Consider the following 23,913-nt stretch of genomic DNA (forward strand, 5'->3'; position numbering starts at 1 on the left):
TTATTGGTTGACGCGTTTCCAACGTCCGTTTTCCATGCCTAGTAGGTACTTCATACCGCCGACAAAGTTTGCGATATGGCCAACGATGATATAGCTAATCAGTTTGAAAGGTTTCACTGTGTTAAGGGCTGGTATCAGATAAGTCATTAACGCAATACCGTAAATGCCAACCTGCGCCAACAGCAACAATAGAAACACCGGATGTTGAGCAAGTAACAATGAGCACACTAAGCACACAATCATCAAATACGGCGTTGCTAAACGCAGAACCTTTCCTGATAGAAATGCAAAGGCGGTGCCACGATAGCGAGGCAGCAACAATTTTTTCAATTGCATCAGCTGCTGCATGTTTCCGGCTGAGATTCGTAGGCGGCGCTTAAAGTCCGCGTCGTCTGAGCTTTGTTCCAGTTCAAGCGCGAGCATCTTAGGTTCGTAAACCGAAGTGAAGCCTCGCAAAACGATTCTCATAGGGAGAATGAAATCGTCATTAATGGTACCAGCTTCGAGTGGCTCAAACAGCGTAGTCCTGAACGTGTAAAACGCGCCGTGAGAACCAATCGTTGAACCAAGTAAGGATTCTTGGTGTTTAACGCGAGACTGGTACTGCCAGTAAGCGGCTTCGCCTTGATTGCTTGTGTGCATAATTTGGTATGTCGCGTTAACGACGCCCACTTTCTCATTTTGATAATGCTGACTTGCTAAAAGGAGAGAGTCGCAAGAAACCAGAGCAGATGTATCACTCAGTGCCGTGATGTCGGACGTGACGTGTTTCATCTCTTCATTAATCAATGCGACTTTGCCACGATTGATAGAGTGGTCGTTCACAATAAACAAGGTATCAGAGCAAATCGCTTCTTGGATGGTATCTTGTGCGATTTCTGCAGTTTTATCGGTACAACCATCACACGCAATTACCACTTTCAGCTTATCCCTTGGGTAGTCCAAACTCGCCAAGTTGCGAATTTTCTCAGCAATCCACTGCTCTTCGTTGTAAGCGGGGATGATGATGGTTACGGAAGGAAGTTTGTTATCACTGGCCGAGGCTTTGTAATGACGCTCTGCAAAGTGTTCGCCTTCGTCGTTAGATTTTGGTTTGAGTGGCAGCCATTTCAGCAGTAACGGATACCCCACATGATGGTAGATGATCAAAAACGCAGACAAACCAAAACCAGCAATCCAAATGAGATCATTCATAAGTCGACTCCTTAGCCAAACGAGTGTAGCGACCAACCATGTCACGAATATCGAAATGTTGAAGAATGTAAGCTCGAGGCGAATGGATGTTTGAATCCAATTGTTTAGATAGAGCCTCCGCGAGTGAAAATACGCGGTTAGGTTCTACCAAAGCGCTGCTTTTCGGGCAAAGTGTTTCTTTCACGCCGCCAACATCCGTCGCGACGCAAGGGATGTCACACGCTTGCGCTTCGAGTGTTGAAAGCGGAAACCCTTCTTGCAGAGACGGTAAACAAAACAAGTCTAAGCTTTGGTAGAAGCTTGGCATGTCGTCGACTAAACCAAGAAAGGTGACGCGTTGCTCAAGTTTGAGTGTGCGTACCAAATGTTCAAGTTGCTCGCGTTGGCTGCCGTCACCTGCAATCGCAAGGTGGGTATGAGATTCAAGGTGAGAGAAGGCCTCTATCAGCACTTTATGTCCTTTCACGGTTTCTAATCGGCCTGCTACGCCAATTACGGTTTTATCCTCAGGTAGTCCAAAGTGATTTCTTTTAGCTTGGCGATCACCGCACTGAAACTTTTGACAATCAATACCGTTGTGAATGGTGCACACATCGCGATAGTTGAGCTTGGTTGTGATTTGGTCGGCAACAAAGTGCGCATCGGCAACCACATGTGGGCGAACGGTTTTTAGCAGCACAGACTGTAAGCGCGCAGCTTTTTTATTGTTCAAATGCCAGGCATCATGTTCGGTGTGAATGATGACAGGAACGCCAGCCAAACGTGAGGCAATGCCACCGTAAAGCAAAGGACCAATATGATGTGTGTGTACAACATCTGGCTTAATGCCTTTGATCATCGCCGTAAGTGTGCCTAAGGTTTTAACGCTGAATCCCGGCTGTTTATTGAGAAAATGAAGCTGGCTTTTGTATTCGGTCAACTTAGCCCATTTCGCTAAGGATTGGGATTTGGCGCCTTCTAAGCTCACCACAAACACATCGTGACGAGGTTCTGCGAAGCGAAGCATATCCAGCACTAGCGTTTCTAAGCCACCCGGTGCCAAGTGTTGCACCACATGCAAAACCACTTTTTTATGATTCCGTTTGGTGTTTTTATCTTCTCTGCGTTCCATCTTTACGCCCTCAGTAGTGTGTATCTACTCTGAACAACGTATTGCACGCTACGTGCCATTATTTATTTAAAATAAAAACAACCAGTTAGGCCTGAATGTCAAATCTGAAAATCAACATTCTCAATTTGAGATTCATATTAATGAGAAGACAAAACCATGCGGTAAATTAACGTGGCGTAGCAAAGGAAAAGCACTCGGGTCAACGAGTGCTTTATCGTCATGGTGAGTAGGAGAGTTAACTGGCGAACGTCACTTTAGGCAAGGTGGTGATCACCGGAACGCCCAGGTGTTTTTCTAATGCTCGGCGAGAGCGCACCGAGTTGTCTGCCAGTTCAAGTATGGTGGCTAGACCAACGCCAAGGCCGGCACCACCGATAAAGCCTAGAATGATAAATACAATGCTTGGTAGATTAGACGGAATTGTCGGAGTGAATGGTGCATCAATGATCTTCACGCGTTTGTTTTCTTCAAACACACCAAGCGATCCTGTCAATTGCGCCATTTCGTAACGCTCGACGAGGTCGTCGTACATTTCACGCTTTACGGCGACATCACGTGCTAAACGGTTGATTTCTGTCGCGGTGCTACCAAAGCGATGGGCATTGCTTTCTAACTCTTGAATCATCTTTTGCAAACTGACGGTTTCTTCGGTGAGTGATTCAAAACGGCTACGCATGATTTGCAGTTGATGGAGTTGAGACACGAGCAATGGCTGCGCTTCTCCAAGGCTACTTACCGTGGCGTTACTCGCAATGTCCCACAATTGGTTACTGTTCAGCTCTGGCTGTTTTGAACTGAGCAGAACTGTGCGTTCTTGCTCTAAGCGTTTTAATTCGCGCAATTTTCCTTGTACTAGGCTGTGCGCTTCGGTGTATTTGGCGCGGAGCAGAGTAAGCTCGCTTCGGATCTCGATAATTTGTTCTTCAATCTTACCGATGACGGGGTTGGTTTTGGAAAGCTGTTGGTCCAAGCTCCCCAAACTGCGAGTCACACCGGCAAGCTCGGCTTCTTTCTCCGCCAAGGTTTGCTTTAAGCTGGCTAGGCGGGTCAAGCTTTGGGCCTGCATTTCTGGTGTTGCGTGTGAGTAGGTGTTTTTGTACTCGGCAAAAGCGTGCTCGGCTTTGTCGAGTTCTTCTCTTCGCTTATTGATATGGATGGTCAAGAAATGACTGGAATCCTTAATCGACGAGCGTTCCGGTGCCAACAGTTGCTCAACAAATCGGTTACTCACCGACGTCAACATTGACTCCATTCCTTGTGCTTTACCGCTTCTTAGCTGAATTTGGATAAAGTCTTTACCCAGTTGTTGAACAGACAAGCGCGAAGCGAGATCTTTGATGATGAACTCTTGTTCTTTCGCGTCCATGTCATCGTCAATCAGCCCTTGCTCTTTTGCGACAGAGTAGAGCACGTGACGGCTTTTCAGCAAAGTACTCAACGCACTCAAACGGTCTTTAAGCATGGTTGATACGGCAATATCTTGCAAAAACGGGTTCATCTTCGCCGTTTCTTGAATCAACATGCTGGTGTGTGCGACGTACGTTGTTGGAACGAGCTTGCTTACGCCAAAACCAAGGATAGGTAGCACAAGCATCGGAATGACAATCATATAGCGACGTCGCCACGCGCCATGCAGTAATACGCTGATGTTTTCTCGTAAATCGCTCATAGTGCCCTCACTAATTTCTCAACTTGGTCTGCTCTTGCTTCCCAGCTTTGTTGTTGGACATAAGATGTAGAGCCGTTTGGTGGTGGCAGCAGGTGACTTAGGCTGGCACACACGTCTTCGACGTCGGCGACGATGTGTAACATGTGTTTGTAAGGCATCAGAGCCGGAAATGGCGTGCTAATAACGGGCTTGCCCGTTGCCAAATACTCCAAAAGTTTGAGCGGGTTACACGCTTTGATTTGTGCGTTGTCGACAAACGGTAGCCAACTTGCGTCCCAGTGTTGGGAATAGCTTGGCAATAAATGATGCGCGCGAGGCCCCAAGTAATGAACGTTGTCTCGCTGTGGTAATGGATTGTGGGCAAACTCATTCGGTCCAATAAAAACCAAATCCCAATCCGGTGCGTGTTGGGCGACTTGGTCGATCAAACGATAGTCCAGCCAGTCAGACAAACTACCATAAAAACCCAATATTTTACGGCCATTGTTCGGCAAGTCGCTTGCCTTTTCTGCAGGCGTTGAAAATAGACTGAAATCGACCCCATGTGGCAGCGTTGTGGTTTTATTATCCGGAAATCGAGCGGCCAGCTTGTCGCTTGCAGCAAGAATAAAATCGGCGTTCTCAACCAGTGTGCGTTCATGCTCCATCACTGTTTGATGATCAACGCCCGCTAACGCGCCAAAATCGTCTCCACAGTAGTAAATCAGCCCGCGTTTATTCATGGCATTACACACATCAGCGGCGGTTGGTAGGGATGTCCAAAACAGTGGGTTGTCGAAGTTCAACGCTTTTAAGTGTTTTTCTAGTTGGTGCTGCATCATCTTCGCTGCCACTTTTCTTGAAAAAGCAGAGTGTGGAGCTGGTATTGTCAGCAAATTTACCGTGAAAATGTTGTCTACCGCATCACAATGCATGGTTGGCTTATCTGAGCCAGTATTGCTGATAACGCGGGAAAACTTGCTCACTAAACGTTGAATGTCTTTACCCGTCGGTTTTGGTTGTCTTAAACCGATGGAATTAACCCAAAGAATGCGATGGTTGGTGGCAAGTCGCTGAACGATGTGCTGCGTTGATGATGGTAGGCCGCCGAAGTCTTCGCCAAATACTACGATATCCGTCATGTGTTTCTCCTTGAGTTCTTAAGATTGGGTTTCTGATAGAAGGAGTAATCACAATGCGTGCCAAGGATTTTAGCTTTTAAAAACAGCTAGTTGTATTATTGTCAAAATGAAAGGATTAGGATTTCTCATTTTGACAATCAGATTGAACGATACGACTGACCACCACGGTGAGCGCGGCAAGGATGTAGATTGGCCAAGTAAAGCCTTGAGTAAGAAACGTACCCGAGACAATGGTGCCGATAAGGCCGCTCAATACCGCGTTTGCGCCAACAGTCAGTGCGTAATCGGAATCGGGTGTGAGCAGCGAAATGGATTTTAAAGAGGTGCGAATCAACGAGACGATCAGCGTGATGAATACCGCTAGCCCGACAAATCCGGTTTCCGCTAACACGCCAAACCATGTACTGTGCACCGCGTGGTTGATGCCATCCCAATGTGGGCTGTAGAAGTAGTAGTTGAAGTAGAAGTTATCCAGTCCTACTCCGGTAAACGGGTGGTGGAGTGCCATTTTGAAAGCCGCTTCCCATGCGTACAAACGACCCATCGCTGATGCGTCGATACCATCTTCTGCTGCGCCGCCGGATTCACGCCCCGAAATCCCAGCAAAAGCATATAAGGCTAAAGCCGCAACCGCCCCAAGAACCAAAACCAAGGTTTTGCTTTTGATGTGTTTAAAGGCGAAGTAAGCAAACACAGAGAGCGATCCCAACAAACCGCCACGGCTTTGTGTTTGTATCACTGCGAAAAACAGGATAAAGCAGGTGATAAGCGCGAAGAGTCGTAATAGGGTTGGCGAGCGTTTTTCCATCAATTGACTAACGGTAAAGGCGAGAGGAAACATCAACACGAGTGCCAAGTCGTTAGGGTCGCCCAGCACTGAGCCAATGGAACGCCCAATCGATACGCGAGTGCCTTCGACTAAATCAATGCCGTTCGCTGCGTTGTTAAGCGCGACTAACCCAATCAACATGCCGGCGACGATGATCGCTTTGGACATTTGAGCGAGTTGCTGTGGTTTGGTGATCAGCCAAGTGATCGCCAAGGTCATCACAATGATTTTCCAATACGTATTTTTAAATACCGTAATGGCAATATCTCGGCTAGAGGCGAACACAATCCCGATGATAACCAGACCCCAGAAAATGCACAGCCACTTGAGTGAAGGGTGCCAGAATGCCGTAAGTTGACGACTTAGCAGTAGATGAAAAGCTAGCGCAGCTAACGCGCCAAGGGATAAAAGCAATGGAATTTTAAAGCTGTAAATGGCAGGAAACGCTTCGTGAATACGGAAAAAAGAGAAGATAACGAACAGTGTCACGAGCCAAAAGGTTTGATTGAGGACGAACAGCAATGCCAACGGTGCAAAGCACACTGCCACAATCAAAATGGGGTGAGGCATCACGATCCAAAGCAACGCAATCACGACGGTGATCGTCAGCGCTGCAATGGATTGTTTTGTTCTCACGTCGGTTGAGCTCATATCGAATATCTCTTCACTTGTCCGCGCCATCGAATTAATTGCTGACTTAATGCGCTGCGGGCTTCTTTACTCATGTAACGAACGGCGAGTCCTGCCAGCAGGCTGCATGTCAAAATGCAAATTGCGATGGCGATTCCTATCGATTGTGAAGAGTGAAGCAGGAACAGTGCCACACCTGAGATAATTTGAAGTAAAACCATCAAACTCAAATGGAATGGTAGAGACATACACTGTTGGCCAACCGCGTAAGTTAGGCCGAGTTTACAAAGCTGCGCGTAGTACAACGCAATGAACACGCCAAAAATACCGAGAGAAGACAACCCAAACAACAACCCAATCGCAACGAAGGCAGAAACCACATTAATACCAAGCAACCATCGGGTTCTGCGTTTGAAAAGAATGGCGATGTTTAACAATTCGCTCCATTCCTTGAGCATCGCAATCGGTAGCAAGAACAGAGTGTAAAGTACCGCTTCATGGTAGGTCTCTGGCAAGAAGTTCGTGATCATGACCATTGCTAGTGTCGCTACAACCACGCTGAGCGCAGAAACATAAATCATCCCTAAATGGGAAACACGCACGGCTTCATTATCTCGACCATTTTCGAGGTACGCAAAGCGTCGTGGCATCCACCACATGCCAAATGGCTGCACCAAAATACACATACCCACTGCGAACTTAACCGCAATCGCATAAATGCCTAACGTCGCCAACGAAGCATTTGCACCGATGAACCAGCGCTCGGCGCCATTCAAACAAAACGCGACAAGTGCAGACAGCATTACTGGTAGGCAGTAATTCAAATACTGCTTGGCTAAGGCAATCTGAGGCAGAGCAAGGGTGTAACGGTTGATGATGTGTAACCAAACAAATTGCATGACCGCTGCGATAAGACCGCCAATCAACACCGAGATGACATGCGGGTGCAGCGCAAGCGCCGCGACGATAAACGTGACTTGCAGTATAGTCGTTGTCACCATCACTTGAAGCAGTGTTTTGGCTTTGTCATCTTGCGTGCGCAGCCAAGCCGTGCCAATCGCAATGCTGCCTTCCAGAACAATGGCAAGCGTGACAACAGCAAATTCGATGCGCGTAAAAGGTTCAGGAATAGGGAGCAACGCAATCAGTAACAGGAGAATCGCAGCCACCGCGCCGGCGATCAGCACCGACAATGAATAAAGTTGGTTGAGAGAAACGGTTCTTTTTTGTGCGTCTTTCTCCACGCCGACAAAACGATAGAGTGCTTCGTGCAAAGCAAAGCTGACCAACAAGGTTGTCACTACGCCAAAAGTGGTCAGTAGCTCGAGTTTGCCCATTTGCTCTGGCGTCAAAAAGTGTGGGAGCACAGGCAACATGAGTAAGCTGATGCTTTTGTTGATCACTAACGCAATCGCGAAAAGTGACATGTTGGTCATTGCTTTAGACATGGTCATATCCTTTGACGTTGTTTCGCGCTTTGGCATTGTGATGACTGGTTGGCGCATGCTCTGAACATAAATATTGAGCGATTGGCATGTAACAGCGTTCCGCGCTGTATAGCTGTGCGACATTTAAGGCTTCAAGTCCCATTGTGACCTTCATCCACGGTGACTCATTAAGCAGAAGAATCGCGTTGTGCAGAGAAGCCGCATTATTCGGTGTGTATTTGATGCAGTTCTTTCCATGAGTCAATACGCGATCCCAATAGCTATCATCGTGAGGGATAACCACACACATACCGGACGCCAGTGCTTCTAAAATGGAAAGCCCGAAAGGTTCGTTCACGCTGGTGGAAACAAAAACACCACACTGTGCACGCAATTCGTTGAGGTTGTTTGGAGATTCATACCAATCGACCCCTTTGGTATTAAAATCTGGAGTGGAATATTCAACGCCTGGTACATTCGGTTTGATGTAACAAATGGTAGATTGAATGGTGGTGGTGTTTTCTAACGTTAGGGCATCCAGCAGTAAATCCACGTTTTTCCATTTCAACAAACTCGCTGCCCAAAACACGCGATTGGAGATTGGATTAGCTTGTTTCGGCCAGCGTTCGCGAGAAAGGCCGTTCACAAATGTGGAGGCGTTCAATGTGCTCCAATATCTTTCCGTCGCAGGTTTTGGTGTTTTTAAATAGGCTTGCAACGCGTTAATCAAGGATTCGCGAGTGTTTGACAGATAGTAGATAGCGCTGGCTTTTACTAAGCAGTAGCCGGACGATCTTGCGACGCCAACAGGTCCGTGAATCATTTGTACCACTGGCTTGCGGCTGAACAATCTCATCAGGTACAAAGGCATGTCATTGCTTGGGCAAGAAAGCCCCAAATACCAATCTATTTTTGGCAGCTTCATGCAAACCTTGAACAGTTGAATCAGGTAAAACGCGTTCATCAACCAATAGATAAGGCCATGAGTGGAGCAAAATGGCGCTGCTTTTATGTTGAGAATCTGAATACGCGGCGTGCCTTCCAAAAGTGGCGTCCAATGCTCGGGCTTTGTTGTCACCAAATAACCAACAACGTTGAGCTTATTGCACTGTTTGAGTAGCTCTGCATTGGCGATTTTGGAGCCGCCTTGCATTGGAATCGCATCGAACATCAATACACGTTTCATGATCTGTTCCTCAGTTGATGCTCAACCAGCGGGAAAGGGGTTTCATGCACTGCGCCATTGGCATCGGTACAACAGTTTTGTTTTCCAGCTCGGTTTCATAAATTGCTTCAATCGCTTTGACGGAAGCGGTCGTGGTCAAGTTTTGGCTAGCATGTAGGTAGGCATTTTCAGCCAGTTTTTCTCGCAAGTCGGCATCTTGCATGACCAATTGAATCGCATTCAGCAGTCCAGCCATGCCATGGTTTGGATAAAGAAGGGCGCTATGGTTGTGCTCGAACAATTCGGGAATACCGCCAGTTTTAGGTGCTACGATTGGCAGTTTTGCTAATGCCGCTTCTCCTACGACTAGACCAAAAGCCTCTTCGTATGCGCCGCTAATGAAAGCGTCAGCATTGCCCGACATCCAAGCGCCTGGATTGGTCTGTTCTCCGACGAAGTGCACGCGGTCTTGCATACCAAGAACGGTAACTAATTGCTTCAAGTTTTCGCGCTCTTCACCGTCGCCGACAATCACGAGATGTGGATTGGTTTGATGGTAGTTGTGCATTCGCATAGCATGAATGAGGCGGTCAAACCCTTTGCGTTTGATCAGCGAACCAACCGAAAGGAAGGTGAATGCATTAGCAGGAATACCCAAGCGCGCTTTGATGTCGATAGGCGCTTCAGAGTCATCCAAAGAGACGCCGTTGTGCACTACGTGCAGTTGCTCTTCTGGATAACCATCGCGCAGAATTTCACGGCCTACATCTTTGCTTACACAGATCAATTTTGGCGAAAGGTGCAAGCCAAGAGAAAAACGATCGCGCAGCGTGTAGTGACAATGCAATTGCGTGACTAGAGGTACATGATTCATGCGTGCGGCTAAGGACATCCACTGGCAAGGGCCACCACTGTTGACATGAACGAGGTCGATATTGTGCTTCTCGATGAGCGCTGAACCTTGTTTGATCAGGTTATTCCAACCTGTGATGTCCCAACGCGGCGCACACCAGCCACCGACGAGATTGAACGTAGAGTGCTCTGCTTTGATACCAAGATCTTGGCATTTCTCAATCAGAGGTTGGCAGTTCGACCAGACAATTGGTTCGAACTTGTCTCGGTCGATACCCAAGATAAGATCGAGTAGTACCACTTCACTGCCGCGAATCCAGTTATCACCATAATGAACGTAAAGAATGCGTTTTGGAGTAGTCATAAGCCACCTCGGTCTTATCGTTAATCTAATTCGACTACTGCAACCGAGATGCCAAAATATGCTATTGGTTTAAGTGATTGAAATGTATGGGTGAGGAGATGAAAACAAAGAGGCTACGAGACAAATTCTCAATTTGAGAACCAATATGGGTTAGTTATTCATCTCAATTTGATATTGCGTTAGCAATACGGGAATAACGCTCTCTGTTGAGAACTGTTCTACGATCGTTTGGCGTGCGTTTTTACGTATTCGTTCTTGTTGGCTTTTTTCCATCGCCATCCAGTGTTGCAGATTGAGTGCGAGAGCGGGGACATCATCGGCAATAAAGCCATTGTTGCCTGATTGAATGATGTCGGGTAAACGTCCGACCTTTAGACTGATCACCACAATGCCGCGTGCCATTGCCTCAAGTGCCGCCATGGGTAGTCCTTCGAAGCGAGAAGAGATAATCAATACGCTGATATTTTCCCATACCGCGTTCATATCGGTTTGATGACCATGAAAAATGACATTCGCTGGTGCGGTTGTCTCTAAGTTTTGTCGCTCAGGCCCATCGCCATAGATAGAGAAGCGATAATCGGGGCAGGCTTTCGCTAACTCTATAAATTGATCTGCGCCTTTTTCATGGCTTAAGCGACCAACAAACGAGATCTCTTGATAATAGTTGTTCATGCTTGGTAGCGCGACAAAGTTGTTGAGCAGTTGCGAGGGGCAGAGCACTTTATCTTGAATACTTTTGCTTACTGCAAAGCAGTGATCGGAGAGATAGCCTGAGCATCTGTCCAACCCGTCGTAAAGCCACAGTTTGCCCGAAGACGACTCACCTGCATGATAAGTTGAAACCAAACGCGGAAAAGTGCGAGTGAGCAGTTTGGCGGTGCGAGCCAGTATGCTCGCCTTGTAACCGTGAGTGTGCAGCACACTCGGTTGGTGATGCGCGACAGCGCTGGTGAGGTGCTTGATCGCGATTGTATTCGAAGGAACGCCAGATATTTGCGGCAAATAGCTGGTGGGAATGTTCGCCGCTTGCGCTTTTTCTACAAGTTGTGCTTGAGGTGTGTACTCCGTTGGCAACACAATACGCACTGAGTGTCCAAACGCGAGAATGCCTTTTGCCAGCTCTAATATGTGGCTTTCGATGCCGCCAAAAATGCGGCTATCAACAAAAATCCAAACTTCGCCCACAATGGGTAAATCAGGATTGTTCGAGATTAACTTCATCCGCTTCCCACGCTTGTTTTTTACGATAGACCGTTGAAGGGCTTAGCTCCAGCATCACCGCGGCATTGAGCACGTTACCATCACAATAAGCGATCGCGTTTTGAATCGCTTCACGTTCGACTTGCCACATTGGTCGGATACTTCCGTCTGCATTAAAGTACGGCGATAAGGAATGACTCGGTGTTTCAACGCCGACAGTAGGCTGTGTTTGTTGCGCAGGCGCCTCTTGAACAGGTTGCACTGGTTCAATGGGTGGTGTTTGCATCGCTGGAGCATTATGTCCGTTGAGATTGTTGCTCGGGCTTGATGATTCGACGTGCACAGGGGTTACGGTTCTTGCCTGCGTTTTCTTTTGAGTTAACTGAGCGGGTAGGTGAGCCACCGTGACTTTTTCATCATTGTTGAGTACCACGATATTACGAATGATGTTTTGTAGCTGCCTTACGTTGCCAGGCCATTCGTAATGTTTGATCACGTGCTGCGCTTCGGTATCAATGTTAGAGAATTTTTTCTTGTCCTCTTTGGCGTAAGTTGTGAGAAAATGCTTGGCTAACGTTACGATGTCACTTCCTCTTTCTCTCAAAGGTGGCATATCAATCGGCACAACGTGAACACGGTAATACAAGTCTTCGCGGAAGCGTCCTTCTTCCACCTCTGTAAGTGGATCTCGGTTGGTGGCGCAAATGATACGTACATCGACTTTCATCTCTTTTGTGCCGCCAAGTGGGGTGTAAGTGCCCGTTTGTAAGAAACGCAGTAGCTTTTTCTGCATTTCCAGTTCCATTTCACACAGCTCGTCCAGAAATAGCGTCCCACCGTGCGCCAATGTTGCCGCGCCTTTTCTGTCTGTGGTTGCGCCAGTAAACGCCCCTTTAACGTGACCGAAAATCTCACTTTCCATCAAATCTCTTGGTATCGCACCACAGTTTATGGCGATGAAAGGTTTGTCTCTGCGATCACTTTGGCGATGAACGGCTTCGGCGCACACTTCTTTACCCGTGCCACTTTCACCGACGATAAAGACGCTGGCCGAGGTTGGTGCGACGGCATCTATCGTTTTGTATACCGCTTGCATAGGTAGGCTTGAGCCAATGAAGCCATGATAGTTGTGGCGATCGAAGGTAGACTGAATGTTTTCTACCAAGTCTTCCAATTTGGCTCGTTTTAGATGCAGTGCCACAGAGGTTTTAAGACGGTCGGCATTGATGGGTTTTTCTAAGAAGTCTTCAGCGCCTTTTTGTATCAAGTTTACAGCTAAGTCGACGCTGCCGTGTGCGGTGGCGATGATGACCGAAGTGGGAATATCATTTTGATTGATCCAATCCAACACGTCTTCACCCGACATGTCTGGAAGTTTTAAATCCAAAATGATCAGTTGAGGCTTGCTGCGTTCAATGAATTGAATGGCATCACGACCTGTCTCGACATGGAAAATGTCGTAAGGCTCATCTTTCACATATTGCTTATAAAGTATGGCTAATGAGGTAGAGTCTTCTACCAATAACACCCTTGGTCTCATAGTCCTATCCCAACCTAATCTGATTCATTGTTATGATTCTGCCAGCTCACTTGGAGATTGATGAGAAAGAAAAAATAGATAAGCATCCTCAAGTCGCTGGAAGATTCTCAATTTGAGAAAAGTTATAGTTAAGTATTAGCACAGGGCAGGGATATTGCGAAAATTCTTTATTTTTTAATTGATTAAGCGCGGAATGAATTTTAAAAGATGAAGACCAAATCGCACTTTAGTAAGTGCGATGGTTCATATGGTTTTGCGGGTTTTCTTCTTGTTACTCAAAACCTTGAGCCTTGCGCAGGTTGAGCGCTTCAAACGAACGTTCAGCCAGTAAAGGCAATGCCGCACACAGCTCCAACGCTTGTTGGGTTTTACCTTCGACACAATGTTTCTCTATGCTTCTGGCTTGACGAGACAATGGGCGGTTGCCTAATGCCAGCGCAGAACTGCCGAGTGTATGGACTTCAAACTCAAGTTTTTCTAGGTCATGCTCACCCAACGCCCGCTCAATTTTTTGCATCCGTTCGCGAGACTCTTCGATATAGTGTTCAATCAACGTGGGAATGATCTCCGCGCAGGTGTCTTTAATCATTTGCTGGAGAATGAGCTCATCAACCAACTCTTGTTCAATGTGTTGTGCAGTATTGGAATTCATAATAAGCGCTCCCTATAACATAAACAGTTCACTTTTTTTAATCTGCTGGGCCAGTTTGTCTTTCCATTTTTTCGGTAAAAAACGCAGCTTTTCGACTTGGCGAATCAGCTCGTCTTTTAGGCTCGGAGTGTGTTTCATGTTTAGCACCGAGCCAATCAGATTGGCATCGCTTGCTTCAAGCAGCTTTTTGGCTTGCTCAAGTTGCGTGGTCGTCGTAGACCCGTAATGAGCAACCAGAAGCGTTGCATCACAAACTCCCGCGATGACTTGCGGTGGAATGTTACTCTTATTCACACTGAGCAACGGAGAGGTGTCGATGACAATGCGATCATACTGAGATAACCATGTCTCGATGTTTTTCCTCAGTGCGGTTGGATCTCGATACGCCAGTTTGGTGCTTGCCAAGGACGGGGCAGGCAATCCCACCAGCGTTTGGTGCGCATCTTCGCGCGTAATTAAATGACCGACATTTGCGTCATCATCAAACTCGTGCACCGTGTGATACGCGGGTTTGAATAAGTTCAAGTCCACATATAATGTACTGTAACCTGCCAAGATAAGGCGCTCGGCAAGAGAAGAGGCGACGGACGTAACGCCTTCTTCAGATTTACAGCCCACCACGCAAATCGATCTGTGCCCCTTTTGTTCACTTTGCAGATAGATTTGCTCTATTTCGGCATGAGTCGCAGGAATGGTCATTACAGCGCTCCTATTAACACGATGGTGGTGGTGATTTGAAGAATGTCTCTCAAACCAGCGCGCGCTTTTTCTGCAAAGCTTTCATCTTTATGAGGAATGTAAATCGTATCCCCAGCTCGAATGACAGGCAGATCGTAAATGTTGGCGGTTTTGCTGAAGTTTACGAGGTCGAACGTTCTCGCTTGGCCTTGGCAGCATGACATATTGACGATGCTAATTTTCTCAAGGTAAGCGCTGTTTGTTGGGCCGCCAGCTTCTGCCAATAAGTCTAAAACTGTCATGTTGTCGTTGAACACGTAGCGTCCCGGATCTCGTACTTCACCCAGTACGCGCACGGTGGATTCTTTAGAACGGTCGAGCCAGTTTTTGTTTTTCTCCGGAATGTAAATAGTGTCGCCAGGGCGCACGTCTGGCAGGATAGATTCATCTCCCGTTTCAAAATACATCGACAGATTTAATTTGCTCACTTTTGCGTAGCCTAAACCGCGATGAGTCACGCGAATATTGTGGATATCGGCATCCATAGTCGGGCCGTCGGCGGCCGAAAGAATATCGAGAAAGTGCATTTCGTCCGTGAAGCGATAGCGACCAGGTGCGTTGATTTGACCAAACACGTAAATGGACGCGTCTGAGCTTTGGCTGACCCATTGAGATTTGTTGTCGGAAGGGTCATCTGGCAGTGCATGAACGCGCACGACCGTGCCGGCAGAAACGCGTGGCAAGTTAGACGCTGGCGAACCATCTAAAATGTACTGGTCTAAATCGAAATTCGTCATTTGACCGTTGTTGGCCACTTCAATTTTGGAGGTGTCGGCACGGCGAGTCGGGCCGCCAACGTGAGCCAGCAAATCAATGAGGTCCATTTCATCCGACCATTCGATTCGGCCTGGACGAACGACTTCACCCATTACGGCAACGGCGCGACTTGGTGCGACTTTCAACCATGACTTTTCATTAAAGTCGGTTTTTTCCGGTACGAATATCGCGTCGCCGGCGCTCACTTTTGGTGGAGCTACGGAAGAGAGCCCTTCAGTATGCGCCGTTAAGTCGAATTTGATCACCTGACCGTCGGCTTTTATCACTCGTATTTGGCGTGATTCTGCGTAACGAGTCGGGCCCCCCGCGTTTGCCAGAATGTCCATAAAGCTCGCGCCTTGTTTACCTTCGTAAGCCCCCGGGTGCGCAACTTCACCCATGATATAAACTACGTTCGCGCCAGCTTTTATCTCTTCTTCCTGCTTAGGAACAAAGATGGTTGCGCCGGGCAATATCTCAGGCAGCAAGCTTTGATCGCCAGTGTCTAAGTAGGTTTTCAAGTTGAACATGGTTGGTGTGTTGTTCGTAATCACGCGAATTTGCTCAACGCTCGCGTAGCGAGTAACACCGCCAGCGCGCATGACCACATCGACAAGTGTGGTGTTTGGCTTGTAAGTAAATGAGCCCGGAGCGTTAACTTCACCGAACACTTTGATTGCGCGGGCGGAGTCGGCACTGTCACCAGAGTTGGCGAGTTTGGCTGCATCGAATTCTTGCTCAATGTTGCCGACCAATGGGGAAGCAGGCACAAATAACACGTCTAACGATTCCAGTTTTGGTAGCTGGCTGTTGTCGCCTGTATCCAAAAAGCGTTTGTAATCGAACTCGATGTTCTGAACACCACGTTTGACGATCATTTTGTCGAGCTGCGCGCCAGCACGGAGTCCGCCAGCTTCGTAAACAAACATTTGGATGTTAGAACCTGCGGGCAACGTGTATTCACCCGGCTTAACAACGTAGCCTTGCACGGAGACAAGCAGTTGTTGCTGTTTAATGAACACGCGAGCGTTATTCACGTCTCGATAGACGGTTTTCAGCGTTTCAATAATGACATCTTGCAATTGTTGCTCGTTATAACCAGCAACAAACACCGGACCAATTTCCGGTAAGTTGATTCGTCCGCGGCGGTCCACTTGAAAACCTTGGTTTAGCGATGCTTCGCCGGGCAGGTTGATCTGTACTAAGTCACCAACTTTTACTGTGTCGTTATCTGCGGCATGCAGAGGGGTTACCCAAGCGAGCACGCACAACGTGAACAAGGCAAAAAACGTTTTGAAAATGCTCATAACGCACCTCCTATCGAACCGCTCGCGCTCGTTGGCATGCTGCTTTTGTTAGGTAAATTGTGATTACTTGGCGCATTGCTATCAGAGTTTTCGCTGAGAACTTCGATGCTCACACGACGATTGGTTAGGCGGACGGCTGGCGTTTGTCCTTCATACAAAGGCAATGTGTCGCCAACAGATTTGGTTTGTACACGGTCTGACGTTACACCGAACACACTCAAGTATCGTTTAACTTGCTCGGCTCGTTCCTGTGCTAGTTTTTTATTGTGCTCAGGCGTACCCGTGACGTCCGCATGGCCAGTGACAACCAGAGACAGAGCAGGGTGGTCGCGCAGAATATAAGCGGCTTCTGCCAAGTGTCCCATGTACTTCGGATTGATCTCCGCAGAATCAATGGCAAACTGATTATCGACGTTGAGTAGCGCATAAATATCGGCGACGATGTTTAGGTCATTCCTTAGCGCATCGATGTCGTCCGGCGGCGTGCAAGCGGTTTGCGTAAGTACGTAGTCGAGTTGCTGCTCAAGCTGGTTTAATCGACGACGCTGGATGACCAGGTCATTGGCGGCATCAAGCAGTAAACCGCCTTCCAGTTCACGCGCAATGCGATTTTGCTTTTCGAGTGCTTGCACCACCGCAGCAGGGAAGCACCAACGAGCGCCTTCTTGAATCAAAGCGTCGAGATGTAGCTTGGTCAACTGCCAATCGAATCGCAATCCATGCTCTGGGCCCAATGGTTCATCTGGCATTACAGGCGAGAACTGATAGTTCTCAATCGAAATATCTTGATAGCTTTCCGCCAATCCACCCTGACCATGATCGGGATAATCAAATGATGAACAACCAAACATGCCGACAACGAGACCGCTAACTACACTTCGTCGTATTAGATTTACCATGCCAACCTCCGTTTAAACCGGTATTTTTAGTGTCCTTTTGAATTGACGGGAATGGCATGGTTGATACGTAGCAAGCTCATGATTTCTAATGGCTGACCTGATACGTTTTCAATACTCATGCTTCGTTCACGTTCAACTAGGCGCTTATATAAGTAAACAATGGCACCAATCCCTGAGGAATCAAGAAATTGGACGTGCTGGAGGTTGATTTCGACTTCTTTGTGATGATTGTTGTGAATTACTTCATCAATGTGATGTTGGGCTTGACGACAGCCGTTTGCATCCAAGTCACCAAAAATCTCAATCGCTAGTTTGTCTTGGGTGATTTCAAGTTTGCGTAGTTCCATGATCCTATCTCCATTTAGGTTCTTTCCTAATCTCGTAGAGCAGGGAGCGTGCCAAAATTTAAATTCAATAATTTCAATTAATTAATGTGATAGCAGTGTGATGTTCAAATTGAGAAACGCCCAGTTCTCAATTTGAGAATCAAAAATGAACGATGATTTAGATGCAGATTGAAAATTGAAGAGGAGATTTTGGCTTTATAACCGTGCCATTAACGTGAGCTGAAAAAACAAATGCAATACCTGTCTAAACTTTATGATTTACATTGCAAACCATTACTTATGTTGATTGTTCTGAGTCGAAGAATTAACACTGACAAATAGGTAAATCGGTGGAGTTACGTTTCAATAAAGATGCTTTTTTGTACAAGGTTACCCCATGCCATTAAAAATGACATTGATTGCCCTTGCCGTTATGGCATCTGCGCAGCCCCAAGCGAATACACCTATAGCTCCGCCCGTCTCTCTTGCTGAAACCTATCAAGATGGAATAGATGTTTCTGAGTATTGGTATAGTGAGAAACTCGATGGAATTCGAGCCTACTGGACAGGTCAGCACCTCGTGACCCGAAACGGAAACCGAATTTATGCGCCCGAGTGGTTCACTGAGTCACTTCCGAACTATCCATTGGATGGTGAGCTTTGGGCCGGACGCGGAAATTTTCACATTGTTCAGCAAACCGTTCTTGATAAAACACCAATTGATAGCGCGTGGCGCGAAATCGATTTTATGGTGTTTGACATGCCGTATTCCGCAGGAGATTACCGAAAACGTTATTACAACATTCAGGATTTAGTGTTTGATATTGATGAGCACCACATCAAATACGTTGAGCACCGAGCTATCCAAAACGAGCAACATTTGTTTGCTCAACTGGATAAAATTTCCTTGTCCGATGGCGAAGGCGTGATGCTGCGTAAAGTGTCGAGCCGTTACCAAGCGGGCAGAGGAAGCGACTTACTTAAGCTAAAGCGCTACGCCGACACGGAAGCTCAAGTGGTTGGCTACAAACCGGGAACGGGGCGTTTGCTTGGGATGATGGGCGCAATGCTCGTGCGTTTGCCAGATGGTACAGAGTTTTACATCGGCAGCGGTTTTACGGATGAAGTTCGTCGCCATCCGCCGAAAATCGGTTCTACCATTACGTTTAGATACAACGGATTTACCCAAACGGGGAAACCAAGATTTGCTCGCTTTTTGAGAGAACGATTCAAGGAGTAGGTGAGTTTCCAACTACCACGCCACAACGTTTAAAAAGACCCTGCCAGAACTTAACATGTTCGAGGGTCTTTGTTCTAAATTGCTCATGCGCTTTTATCACGCCATAACTTTCCCCATGAAGTTCCATTCTCTGCTCAATGAGTATCGCACCATCATTCAACTGCTGATATGTGCTGTCGACAAAGGCGAGGTATGGCTGTACTTCTTCAACATAAATTGACTGGAAAACATTTTTCAAATAGCGAAATTGTGTGGTATCTCGGTTCTTTCCACACACAATGCGCCCTTGATTTTCTTCAAGCAATTTTGTGGTGACATCAAGCCACTCAGAAGTGCTGTTCAAAGTGAAGTAAACCTTACCCATCAAGCGAGACTTTTCCATTTCCTCTTGATATTGCACGAAGGAGAAAGAGGGTAAGCGCGAAATGACCCCTTGAGGCGTCTCATACATGGCATTTAGCGCATGAAAGGTTTCACTGACATGAGCAGTTTGATTCCGGCTTTTGGCTGATAACCAACTTGAAGCAGTGAGTTGCTTGCGCATGGTTTCGCTCGTGAGGAGAACGTTATCAAGATGAACGGGAAGATGCTGCCATTTTTGTTCATACAGGCGAGTTAACGTCGTTCGTTCGTCTTCGCTCAATGGGTATTCAGTCAAACAACCATTGAGCGTGTTGAGCAAAGACGTTTGGTAATCCAGATCATGGAAAGGGTCTTGTACTTTGCCCAATTGAGAGTTCTTTTCCGCAATCAGGTTGAACAGGCCGCATTGACGCAGCTGGTAACTCTCTAGTAACCCTAGCGACAATCTTGGCAGCTCTTGATATAAAGCCCTTTTATCAGGAATCGTGATAGCGGAAACCTCGTTAAGCTCTCTCAAAGGAACGTCGAGTACGTTTGCCAAACGTTGATGGTACTTTTCAAAGATTGCGCGCTCTGGATTCATCCAACCGTTGCAACCGCTGATCAAAGCGAGTAATGCGAAGAATAGGATTTTCACGAACTTCCTTATCTGTTTGCTTGTGTTACTCAATTAATACGTTGTCAAAAAGTATACCTAACAACTTGCCATGAAGATCAAAAAAGCCAGCGAATGCTGGCTTTTACGTTCTGTTGTAAACCGTCACCAATGGTGAGCAGAATTACTGCAGAGAAAAGTTAAGTTGTACATCGGGCTCTTGACGGTGCATCCAACGAAGGCGAACACCAAGCATTAACGCAGCTGCGGTCAGGCCAATGATAAAGCCAAGCCAGAAACCTTGTGCGCCCATTGGTTCAACAATCCAATCTGTACGACCAAGAATGTAACCAGTAGGAAGGCCAAGAATCCAATACGCGATGAATGTGCGGTTGAAGATCGCGCGCATGTCTTTGTAGCCACGAAGTGCACCGGCTGCGATTACTTGAACGGCGTCAGTGCATTGGTAAACCGCGGCAAACAGCAATAACTGCATCGCTAGTGAGATTACTTCTGGGTTATTGGTGTAAAGCTCAGCAATCAGTTCACGAGACAGTACTGTGATGATCGCTGTAATCGTTGCTAAAGCAAGACCAACCATAATACCGACGCGAGATGCAACGCGTGCACCGTCGACATTTTCTTCACCCAAACGGTGACCAACGCGAATACTTACCGCAGCACCTACACTCATTGGCAACATAAATACCAACGAAGAGAAGTTAATCGCAACTTGGTGCGCCGCAACGATGATTGGGCCAAGTGGTGATACCAACAGCGCCACTACAGCAAACAGTGTCACTTCAAAGAACAGTGCCGCTGCAACAGGGAAACCCAGTTTAAACAGGCGAACTTGCGCTTCCCATTGTGGTTTATGGTATTCGCCAAACACATTGATGCTTTTTAGTCGTGATGACGTCACCACATACGCCAACAGCAACGCGAACATAACCCAATATACGATGGTGGTTGCTACGCCACAGCCTACGCCACCCAACTCAGGCGCGCCAAATTTACCGTAAACGAAAATCCAGTTAAGCGGGATGTTCAGCAGCAAACCAATAAATCCAATCACCATCGCTGGTTTGGTTAATGACATACCATCAGTGAAGCTGCGCAGAGTTTGGAAGAGAAGAAAAGCTGGCACAGCGAAAATCACAGCATGAATGTAGCCGACGGTTTTATCTGCCATCACAGCTTCTACGTCCATCAATTGTAGAATGAACTGTGTTTGCAGTAACACACCAATGATCGGGATACTGATTAACAACGCAAGGACAACACCTTGCTGAATTTCAAATGGGATCTTTTCGCGACGCGCAGATCCGTTAAGCTGCGCCACAACAGGAACCAAAGCCATAAGCAGGCCAATACCAAACAAAATAGATGGCAGCCAAATGCTTGAAGCGACAGATACCGCAGCCATGTCAGTTGCGCTAACGCCACCTGCCATTACGGTATCGACAAAACCCATGCCCGTTTGAGCGACAGACGCGATCAATACAGGGGTAGCCAATTTAATTAGACTCGATGCTTCTTCTTTATAGCGATGCACGAAAAATACTCCAGAGCGGAACAATAAGATTGAAAGAAAGGGAGTGCTCGAGGACAAAAGATGTGATGAACTGATCTGATGGTTGATTTTAGTCACGATAAGGTGAAAAAATGCCTCGGAGAAACTCCGCGCAAATGATAAACAATTGTATGTGCATATGCTATACCTAAGCGATTCTCATTTTGGCTTTCTTCGAAGGATTGTTTAGGTATAGAAGGCAAAATACCGCGGGACTTCAGTGTCTGTGCGGATAGCCAACGTTTATATTGCATCAGTAGGTAAAAGACATGTTTACAGGAATAGTGCAAGGAACAGCGAAGGTTGTTCAGATTGATAAGAAAGAGCGTTTTCAAACTCACGTCATTGAACTCGATGGCGCACTAATCGAAGGGTTAGAAATTGGTGCGTCTGTAGCGCACAATGGCTGCTGTTTAACTGTGACGAACATCGATGGAAATCGAGTCAGCTTTGACTTGATGCAAGCCACGCTTGCGTTGACCAACTTGGGGCTTCTCGAAGAAGGAAGCGCCGTTAACGTTGAGCGCGCTGCTAAATTTGGTGACGAAATCGGTGGGCACAGTATGTCTGGTCACATTAGCTTAATGGCAAACATTGTGGATGTGATTGATACGCCGAACAACCGCACAATTTGGTTTGAGTTACCACAAGAGTCGATGAAATATGTTCTTGCGAAAGGTTACATCGGTATCGACGGCTGCTCGCTAACCATTGGAGAAGTTGAAGCAAACCGTTTCTCTGTGCATTTGATTCCTGAAACTTTACAAAGAACCTTGTTTGGCAGTCGACAGGTGGGTGACAAGGTGAACATTGAATTCGATCCACAAACTCAAGCGATCGTGGATACTGTTGAGCGCGTACTGGCGGCTAAACAGTTGTAGTTGGAACGCAGATTTGGCCTTATAGATTGGCCTCATATAGATGAAGAAAAAGGAGCAAAGAGGCTCCTTTTTCTATTTTAAATGGATTTGAAACAATACCGAGGGTAGCTACTCGTAGTTGTCATCAATAAACAACTCGACTTTATCTTGAAGTTCGTCCACGCGCATATTTAAATGAATCGCATGGCAACAAGCCGGGCAATCATCATAAAACTCTTGATCCCCATTACTTGCATCCAATGTTATGCCTATTGAGTGCCCACAATGCGGGCACTTAACATGCCTTTCAGTATAATTTTTCATACAACAACTCCTAGTATTGCAGGGCTTTTAAAACTCGATATTTAAGGAAGTACAGCCCTTTCACTTACTTTGCCTTGCCATTCACAAATCGCGTAAACGCCATTTATGCCAACGGCTCAGGCACAATCTAAAGATAAGTTACTTAGATATTAGGTGGACTTGTTGCTAATTGATTCGAAATAAGTACAAAACTTGACCCCAAACTCAACCTTGAATCTGGGGCCTGTAGCTTGAGTGATGTGCCTCGAAAATTGACACAAAGCAGTGAATTGTGCCTTCCAAATTAGTAAGAAATAATTTTATTGATAGTGAGCTGAGCTTGCTCCAAATAATGCCCACCGAACAAATTACAATGATTGAGGATGTGATAGAGGTTGTAGATATCTTTTCGTTCATGATAGCCAGGCAGCAATGGCATCACCGATTCATACCCTTGATAAAACTCAGGTTGGAACCCTCCAAACAATTCAGTCATCGCGATGTCGCATTCTCGGTCCCCCCAATAGCATGCAGGATCGAAACAAATCGGGCCAAACGCGGTGAGAGCGACATTACCATTCCATAAATCACCATGTAGAAGAGACGGTTCTGGCGTATGGTTCGCAAGAAGCTGTTTTACAACGTCAATAAAGTCGTCGATATCAACTAGCGTCACGCCTTTCTCTTTTAATAACTGCAGTTGCCAACCAATACGTTGCTCAGCGAAGAACATGCACCATTTTTTGTGCCATTGATTCGGCTGCAGGGTGGAACCGAGATAATTGTCGGTATCGAAACCAAACTCTTTCTGTTCTCCCCATTGATGCAGTTGAGCTAATTGCTGACCAAATTTGAAGCTGTTTTCAGGGTCATCTAGGGGTTTGGTAGGAAGGTAGTTCAAAATAATGAAAGCGTTGTTTTTGGTCTTACCGACCAATACCACTTCAGGGACAAATATTGTCGAAGTTTCGCGTAACAAGTGCAGGCTCTCGGCCTCAACTTCAAACTTGTGCAAGAATTCTCGGTCGTTGATTTTGACAAAATAGCGTTGCTCACCGTCGTTTATCATATAGCTTTCGCTAATGTCTCCGCCGGATAGTCGAACTTTTTCGGTGATCTGATATTCAAACAGTAAAGTATCAGAAAGTTGTTGCGATATTGCTTGCCACATACAAAACCTCGCGAATCTATTTGACCAC

21 protein-coding genes are annotated in these 23,913 nt (G+C 46.7%); 2 read left to right on the forward strand and 19 right to left on the reverse strand.

Annotated features, from left to right (window positions below; all coding sequences use genetic code 11):
- The 15 genes from ACF8EG_RS19030 to ACF8EG_RS19100 all read right to left on the reverse strand — a co-directional run bounded on the left by ACF8EG_RS19030 (position 1) and on the right by ACF8EG_RS19100 (position 17,801).
- On the reverse strand, positions 1 to 1,194 hold the full coding sequence (locus ACF8EG_RS19030) for a glycosyltransferase family 2 protein (protein WP_043036967.1): 1,194 nt from the start codon (positions 1,192 to 1,194) through the stop codon (positions 1 to 3).
- Positions 1,187 to 2,305, reverse strand: a complete 1,119-nt coding sequence (locus ACF8EG_RS19035; RefSeq protein WP_069506948.1) for a glycosyltransferase — start codon at positions 2,303 to 2,305, stop codon at positions 1,187 to 1,189. The genes ACF8EG_RS19030 and ACF8EG_RS19035 overlap by 8 nt, the downstream gene beginning before the upstream one ends.
- Before the next feature lie 235 nt (positions 2,306 to 2,540).
- On the reverse strand, positions 2,541 to 3,974 hold the full coding sequence (locus ACF8EG_RS19040) for a chain-length determining protein (RefSeq protein WP_025636835.1): 1,434 nt from the start codon (positions 3,972 to 3,974) through the stop codon (positions 2,541 to 2,543).
- The gene (locus ACF8EG_RS19045) at positions 3,971 to 5,095 is read right to left on the reverse strand and encodes a glycosyltransferase (RefSeq protein WP_069506950.1); all 1,125 of its coding nucleotides are present in this window, start codon (positions 5,093 to 5,095) and stop codon (positions 3,971 to 3,973) included. Before ACF8EG_RS19045 ends, ACF8EG_RS19040 begins: the two co-directional genes overlap by 4 nt.
- A gap of 115 nt (positions 5,096 to 5,210) precedes the next feature.
- On the reverse strand, positions 5,211 to 6,575 hold the full coding sequence (locus tag ACF8EG_RS19050) for an O-antigen ligase family protein (RefSeq protein ID WP_021486645.1): 1,365 nt from the start codon (positions 6,573 to 6,575) through the stop codon (positions 5,211 to 5,213).
- Positions 6,572 to 8,002: a lipopolysaccharide biosynthesis protein gene (locus ACF8EG_RS19055; RefSeq protein WP_069506953.1), complete on the reverse strand. Its 1,431-nt coding sequence runs from the start codon at positions 8,000 to 8,002 to the stop codon at positions 6,572 to 6,574. Before ACF8EG_RS19055 ends, ACF8EG_RS19050 begins: the two co-directional genes overlap by 4 nt.
- Positions 7,995 to 9,167 carry a glycosyltransferase family 4 protein gene (locus tag ACF8EG_RS19060; protein WP_069506955.1) on the reverse strand — a complete coding sequence of 391 codons (1,173 nt, stop codon included), beginning with the start codon at positions 9,165 to 9,167 and terminating at the stop codon, positions 7,995 to 7,997. The genes ACF8EG_RS19055 and ACF8EG_RS19060 overlap by 8 nt, the downstream gene beginning before the upstream one ends.
- 10 nt (positions 9,168 to 9,177) lie before the next feature.
- A complete protein-coding gene (locus ACF8EG_RS19065; protein WP_069506957.1) occupies positions 9,178 to 10,362 on the reverse strand; it encodes a glycosyltransferase in 1,185 nt (394 codons plus the stop codon).
- 150 nt (positions 10,363 to 10,512) lie between these two features.
- Complete coding sequence (locus ACF8EG_RS19070; protein ID WP_069506959.1) at positions 10,513 to 11,583, reverse strand: glycosyltransferase family 4 protein; 1,071 nt, start codon at positions 11,581 to 11,583, stop codon at positions 10,513 to 10,515.
- Positions 11,558 to 13,102, reverse strand: a complete 1,545-nt coding sequence (locus ACF8EG_RS19075) for a sigma-54 dependent transcriptional regulator (protein WP_005455006.1) — start codon at positions 13,100 to 13,102, stop codon at positions 11,558 to 11,560. Before ACF8EG_RS19075 ends, ACF8EG_RS19070 begins: the two co-directional genes overlap by 26 nt.
- Before the next feature lie 271 nt (positions 13,103 to 13,373).
- Positions 13,374 to 13,754, reverse strand: a complete 381-nt coding sequence (locus tag ACF8EG_RS19080) for an Hpt domain-containing protein (protein WP_005454845.1) — start codon at positions 13,752 to 13,754, stop codon at positions 13,374 to 13,376.
- Positions 13,755 to 13,766: 12 nt separating this feature from the next.
- Complete coding sequence (locus ACF8EG_RS19085; protein WP_005454821.1) at positions 13,767 to 14,453, reverse strand: CpsD/CapB family tyrosine-protein kinase; 687 nt, start codon at positions 14,451 to 14,453, stop codon at positions 13,767 to 13,769.
- Complete coding sequence (locus ACF8EG_RS19090) at positions 14,453 to 16,555, reverse strand: SLBB domain-containing protein (RefSeq protein WP_069506961.1); 2,103 nt, start codon at positions 16,553 to 16,555, stop codon at positions 14,453 to 14,455. Before ACF8EG_RS19090 ends, ACF8EG_RS19085 begins: the two co-directional genes overlap by 1 nt.
- Positions 16,552 to 17,454 (reverse strand): OmpA family protein, encoded by a 903-nt coding sequence (locus tag ACF8EG_RS19095; protein WP_045607634.1) that lies wholly within the window; start codon positions 17,452 to 17,454, stop codon positions 16,552 to 16,554. The genes ACF8EG_RS19090 and ACF8EG_RS19095 overlap by 4 nt, the downstream gene beginning before the upstream one ends.
- Positions 17,455 to 17,480: 26 nt before the next feature.
- Positions 17,481 to 17,801, reverse strand: coding sequence for an STAS domain-containing protein (locus tag ACF8EG_RS19100; RefSeq protein WP_005454817.1), 321 nt, complete (start codon positions 17,799 to 17,801; stop codon positions 17,481 to 17,483).
- 376 nt (positions 17,802 to 18,177) lie between these two features.
- Here ACF8EG_RS19100 and ACF8EG_RS19105 point away from each other — a divergent pair, with 376 nt between their 5' ends.
- Positions 18,178 to 19,020, forward strand: coding sequence for a DNA ligase (locus ACF8EG_RS19105; protein WP_017448527.1), 843 nt, complete (start codon positions 18,178 to 18,180; stop codon positions 19,018 to 19,020).
- Here ACF8EG_RS19105 and ACF8EG_RS19110 read toward each other — a convergent pair.
- Positions 19,010 to 20,020, reverse strand: coding sequence for a DUF3080 domain-containing protein (locus ACF8EG_RS19110; RefSeq protein WP_069506963.1), 1,011 nt, complete (start codon positions 20,018 to 20,020; stop codon positions 19,010 to 19,012). The genes ACF8EG_RS19105 and ACF8EG_RS19110 overlap by 11 nt on opposite strands.
- A gap of 142 nt (positions 20,021 to 20,162) precedes the next feature.
- Positions 20,163 to 21,533, reverse strand: coding sequence for an MATE family efflux transporter (locus ACF8EG_RS19115; RefSeq protein ID WP_020840659.1), 1,371 nt, complete (start codon positions 21,531 to 21,533; stop codon positions 20,163 to 20,165).
- 287 nt (positions 21,534 to 21,820) lie between these two features.
- Here ACF8EG_RS19115 and ACF8EG_RS19120 point away from each other — a divergent pair, with 287 nt between their 5' ends.
- Complete coding sequence (locus tag ACF8EG_RS19120; RefSeq protein ID WP_020840658.1) at positions 21,821 to 22,432, forward strand: riboflavin synthase; 612 nt, start codon at positions 21,821 to 21,823, stop codon at positions 22,430 to 22,432.
- 108 nt (positions 22,433 to 22,540) lie between these two features.
- On the opposite strand, the gene ACF8EG_RS19125 is transcribed toward ACF8EG_RS19120, so the two are convergent.
- Both ACF8EG_RS19125 and ACF8EG_RS19130 read right to left on the reverse strand, forming a co-directional pair.
- A complete protein-coding gene (locus ACF8EG_RS19125) occupies positions 22,541 to 22,735 on the reverse strand; it encodes a CPXCG motif-containing cysteine-rich protein (RefSeq protein ID WP_005396219.1) in 195 nt (64 codons plus the stop codon).
- A 283-nt stretch (positions 22,736 to 23,018) separates the two neighbouring features.
- Positions 23,019 to 23,885: a fructosamine kinase family protein gene (locus ACF8EG_RS19130; RefSeq protein WP_005455078.1), complete on the reverse strand. Its 867-nt coding sequence runs from the start codon at positions 23,883 to 23,885 to the stop codon at positions 23,019 to 23,021.
- Positions 23,886 to 23,913: the final 28 nt, after the last annotated feature.

The sequence above is a fragment of the Vibrio sp. YQ_11 genome (genome assembly GCF_043103065.1).
Taxonomy (GTDB): domain Bacteria; phylum Pseudomonadota; class Gammaproteobacteria; order Enterobacterales; family Vibrionaceae; genus Vibrio; species Vibrio parahaemolyticus.

Bases quoted from the DNA above. Each gene is read 5' to 3' on its own strand.
- ACF8EG_RS19030 (WP_043036967.1), bottom strand. From the start codon at position 1,194: ATGAATGATCTCATTTGGATTGCTGGTTTTGGTTTGTCTGCGTTTTTG.
- ACF8EG_RS19035 (WP_069506948.1), bottom strand. From the start codon at position 2,305: ATGGAACGCAGAGAAGATAAAAACACCAAACGGAATCATAAAAAAGTG.
- ACF8EG_RS19040 (WP_025636835.1), bottom strand. From the start codon at position 3,974: ATGAGCGATTTACGAGAAAACATCAGCGTATTACTGCATGGCGCGTGG.
- ACF8EG_RS19045 (WP_069506950.1), bottom strand. From the start codon at position 5,095: ATGACGGATATCGTAGTATTTGGCGAAGACTTCGGCGGCCTACCATCA.
- ACF8EG_RS19050 (WP_021486645.1), bottom strand. From the start codon at position 6,575: ATGAGCTCAACCGACGTGAGAACAAAACAATCCATTGCAGCGCTGACG.
- ACF8EG_RS19055 (WP_069506953.1), bottom strand. From the start codon at position 8,002: ATGTCTAAAGCAATGACCAACATGTCACTTTTCGCGATTGCGTTAGTG.
- ACF8EG_RS19060 (WP_069506955.1), bottom strand. From the start codon at position 9,167: ATGAAACGTGTATTGATGTTCGATGCGATTCCAATGCAAGGCGGCTCC.
- ACF8EG_RS19065 (WP_069506957.1), bottom strand. From the start codon at position 10,362: ATGACTACTCCAAAACGCATTCTTTACGTTCATTATGGTGATAACTGG.
- ACF8EG_RS19070 (WP_069506959.1), bottom strand. From the start codon at position 11,583: ATGAAGTTAATCTCGAACAATCCTGATTTACCCATTGTGGGCGAAGTT.
- ACF8EG_RS19075 (WP_005455006.1), bottom strand. From the start codon at position 13,102: ATGAGACCAAGGGTGTTATTGGTAGAAGACTCTACCTCATTAGCCATA.
- ACF8EG_RS19080 (WP_005454845.1), bottom strand. From the start codon at position 13,754: ATGAATTCCAATACTGCACAACACATTGAACAAGAGTTGGTTGATGAG.
- ACF8EG_RS19085 (WP_005454821.1), bottom strand. From the start codon at position 14,453: ATGACCATTCCTGCGACTCATGCCGAAATAGAGCAAATCTATCTGCAA.
- ACF8EG_RS19090 (WP_069506961.1), bottom strand. From the start codon at position 16,555: ATGAGCATTTTCAAAACGTTTTTTGCCTTGTTCACGTTGTGCGTGCTC.
- ACF8EG_RS19095 (WP_045607634.1), bottom strand. From the start codon at position 17,454: ATGGTAAATCTAATACGACGAAGTGTAGTTAGCGGTCTCGTTGTCGGC.
- ACF8EG_RS19100 (WP_005454817.1), bottom strand. From the start codon at position 17,801: ATGGAACTACGCAAACTTGAAATCACCCAAGACAAACTAGCGATTGAG.
- ACF8EG_RS19105 (WP_017448527.1), top strand. From the start codon at position 18,178: ATGCCATTAAAAATGACATTGATTGCCCTTGCCGTTATGGCATCTGCG.
- ACF8EG_RS19120 (WP_020840658.1), top strand. From the start codon at position 21,821: ATGTTTACAGGAATAGTGCAAGGAACAGCGAAGGTTGTTCAGATTGAT.
- ACF8EG_RS19125 (WP_005396219.1), bottom strand. From the start codon at position 22,735: ATGAAAAATTATACTGAAAGGCATGTTAAGTGCCCGCATTGTGGGCAC.
- ACF8EG_RS19130 (WP_005455078.1), bottom strand. From the start codon at position 23,885: ATGTGGCAAGCAATATCGCAACAACTTTCTGATACTTTACTGTTTGAA.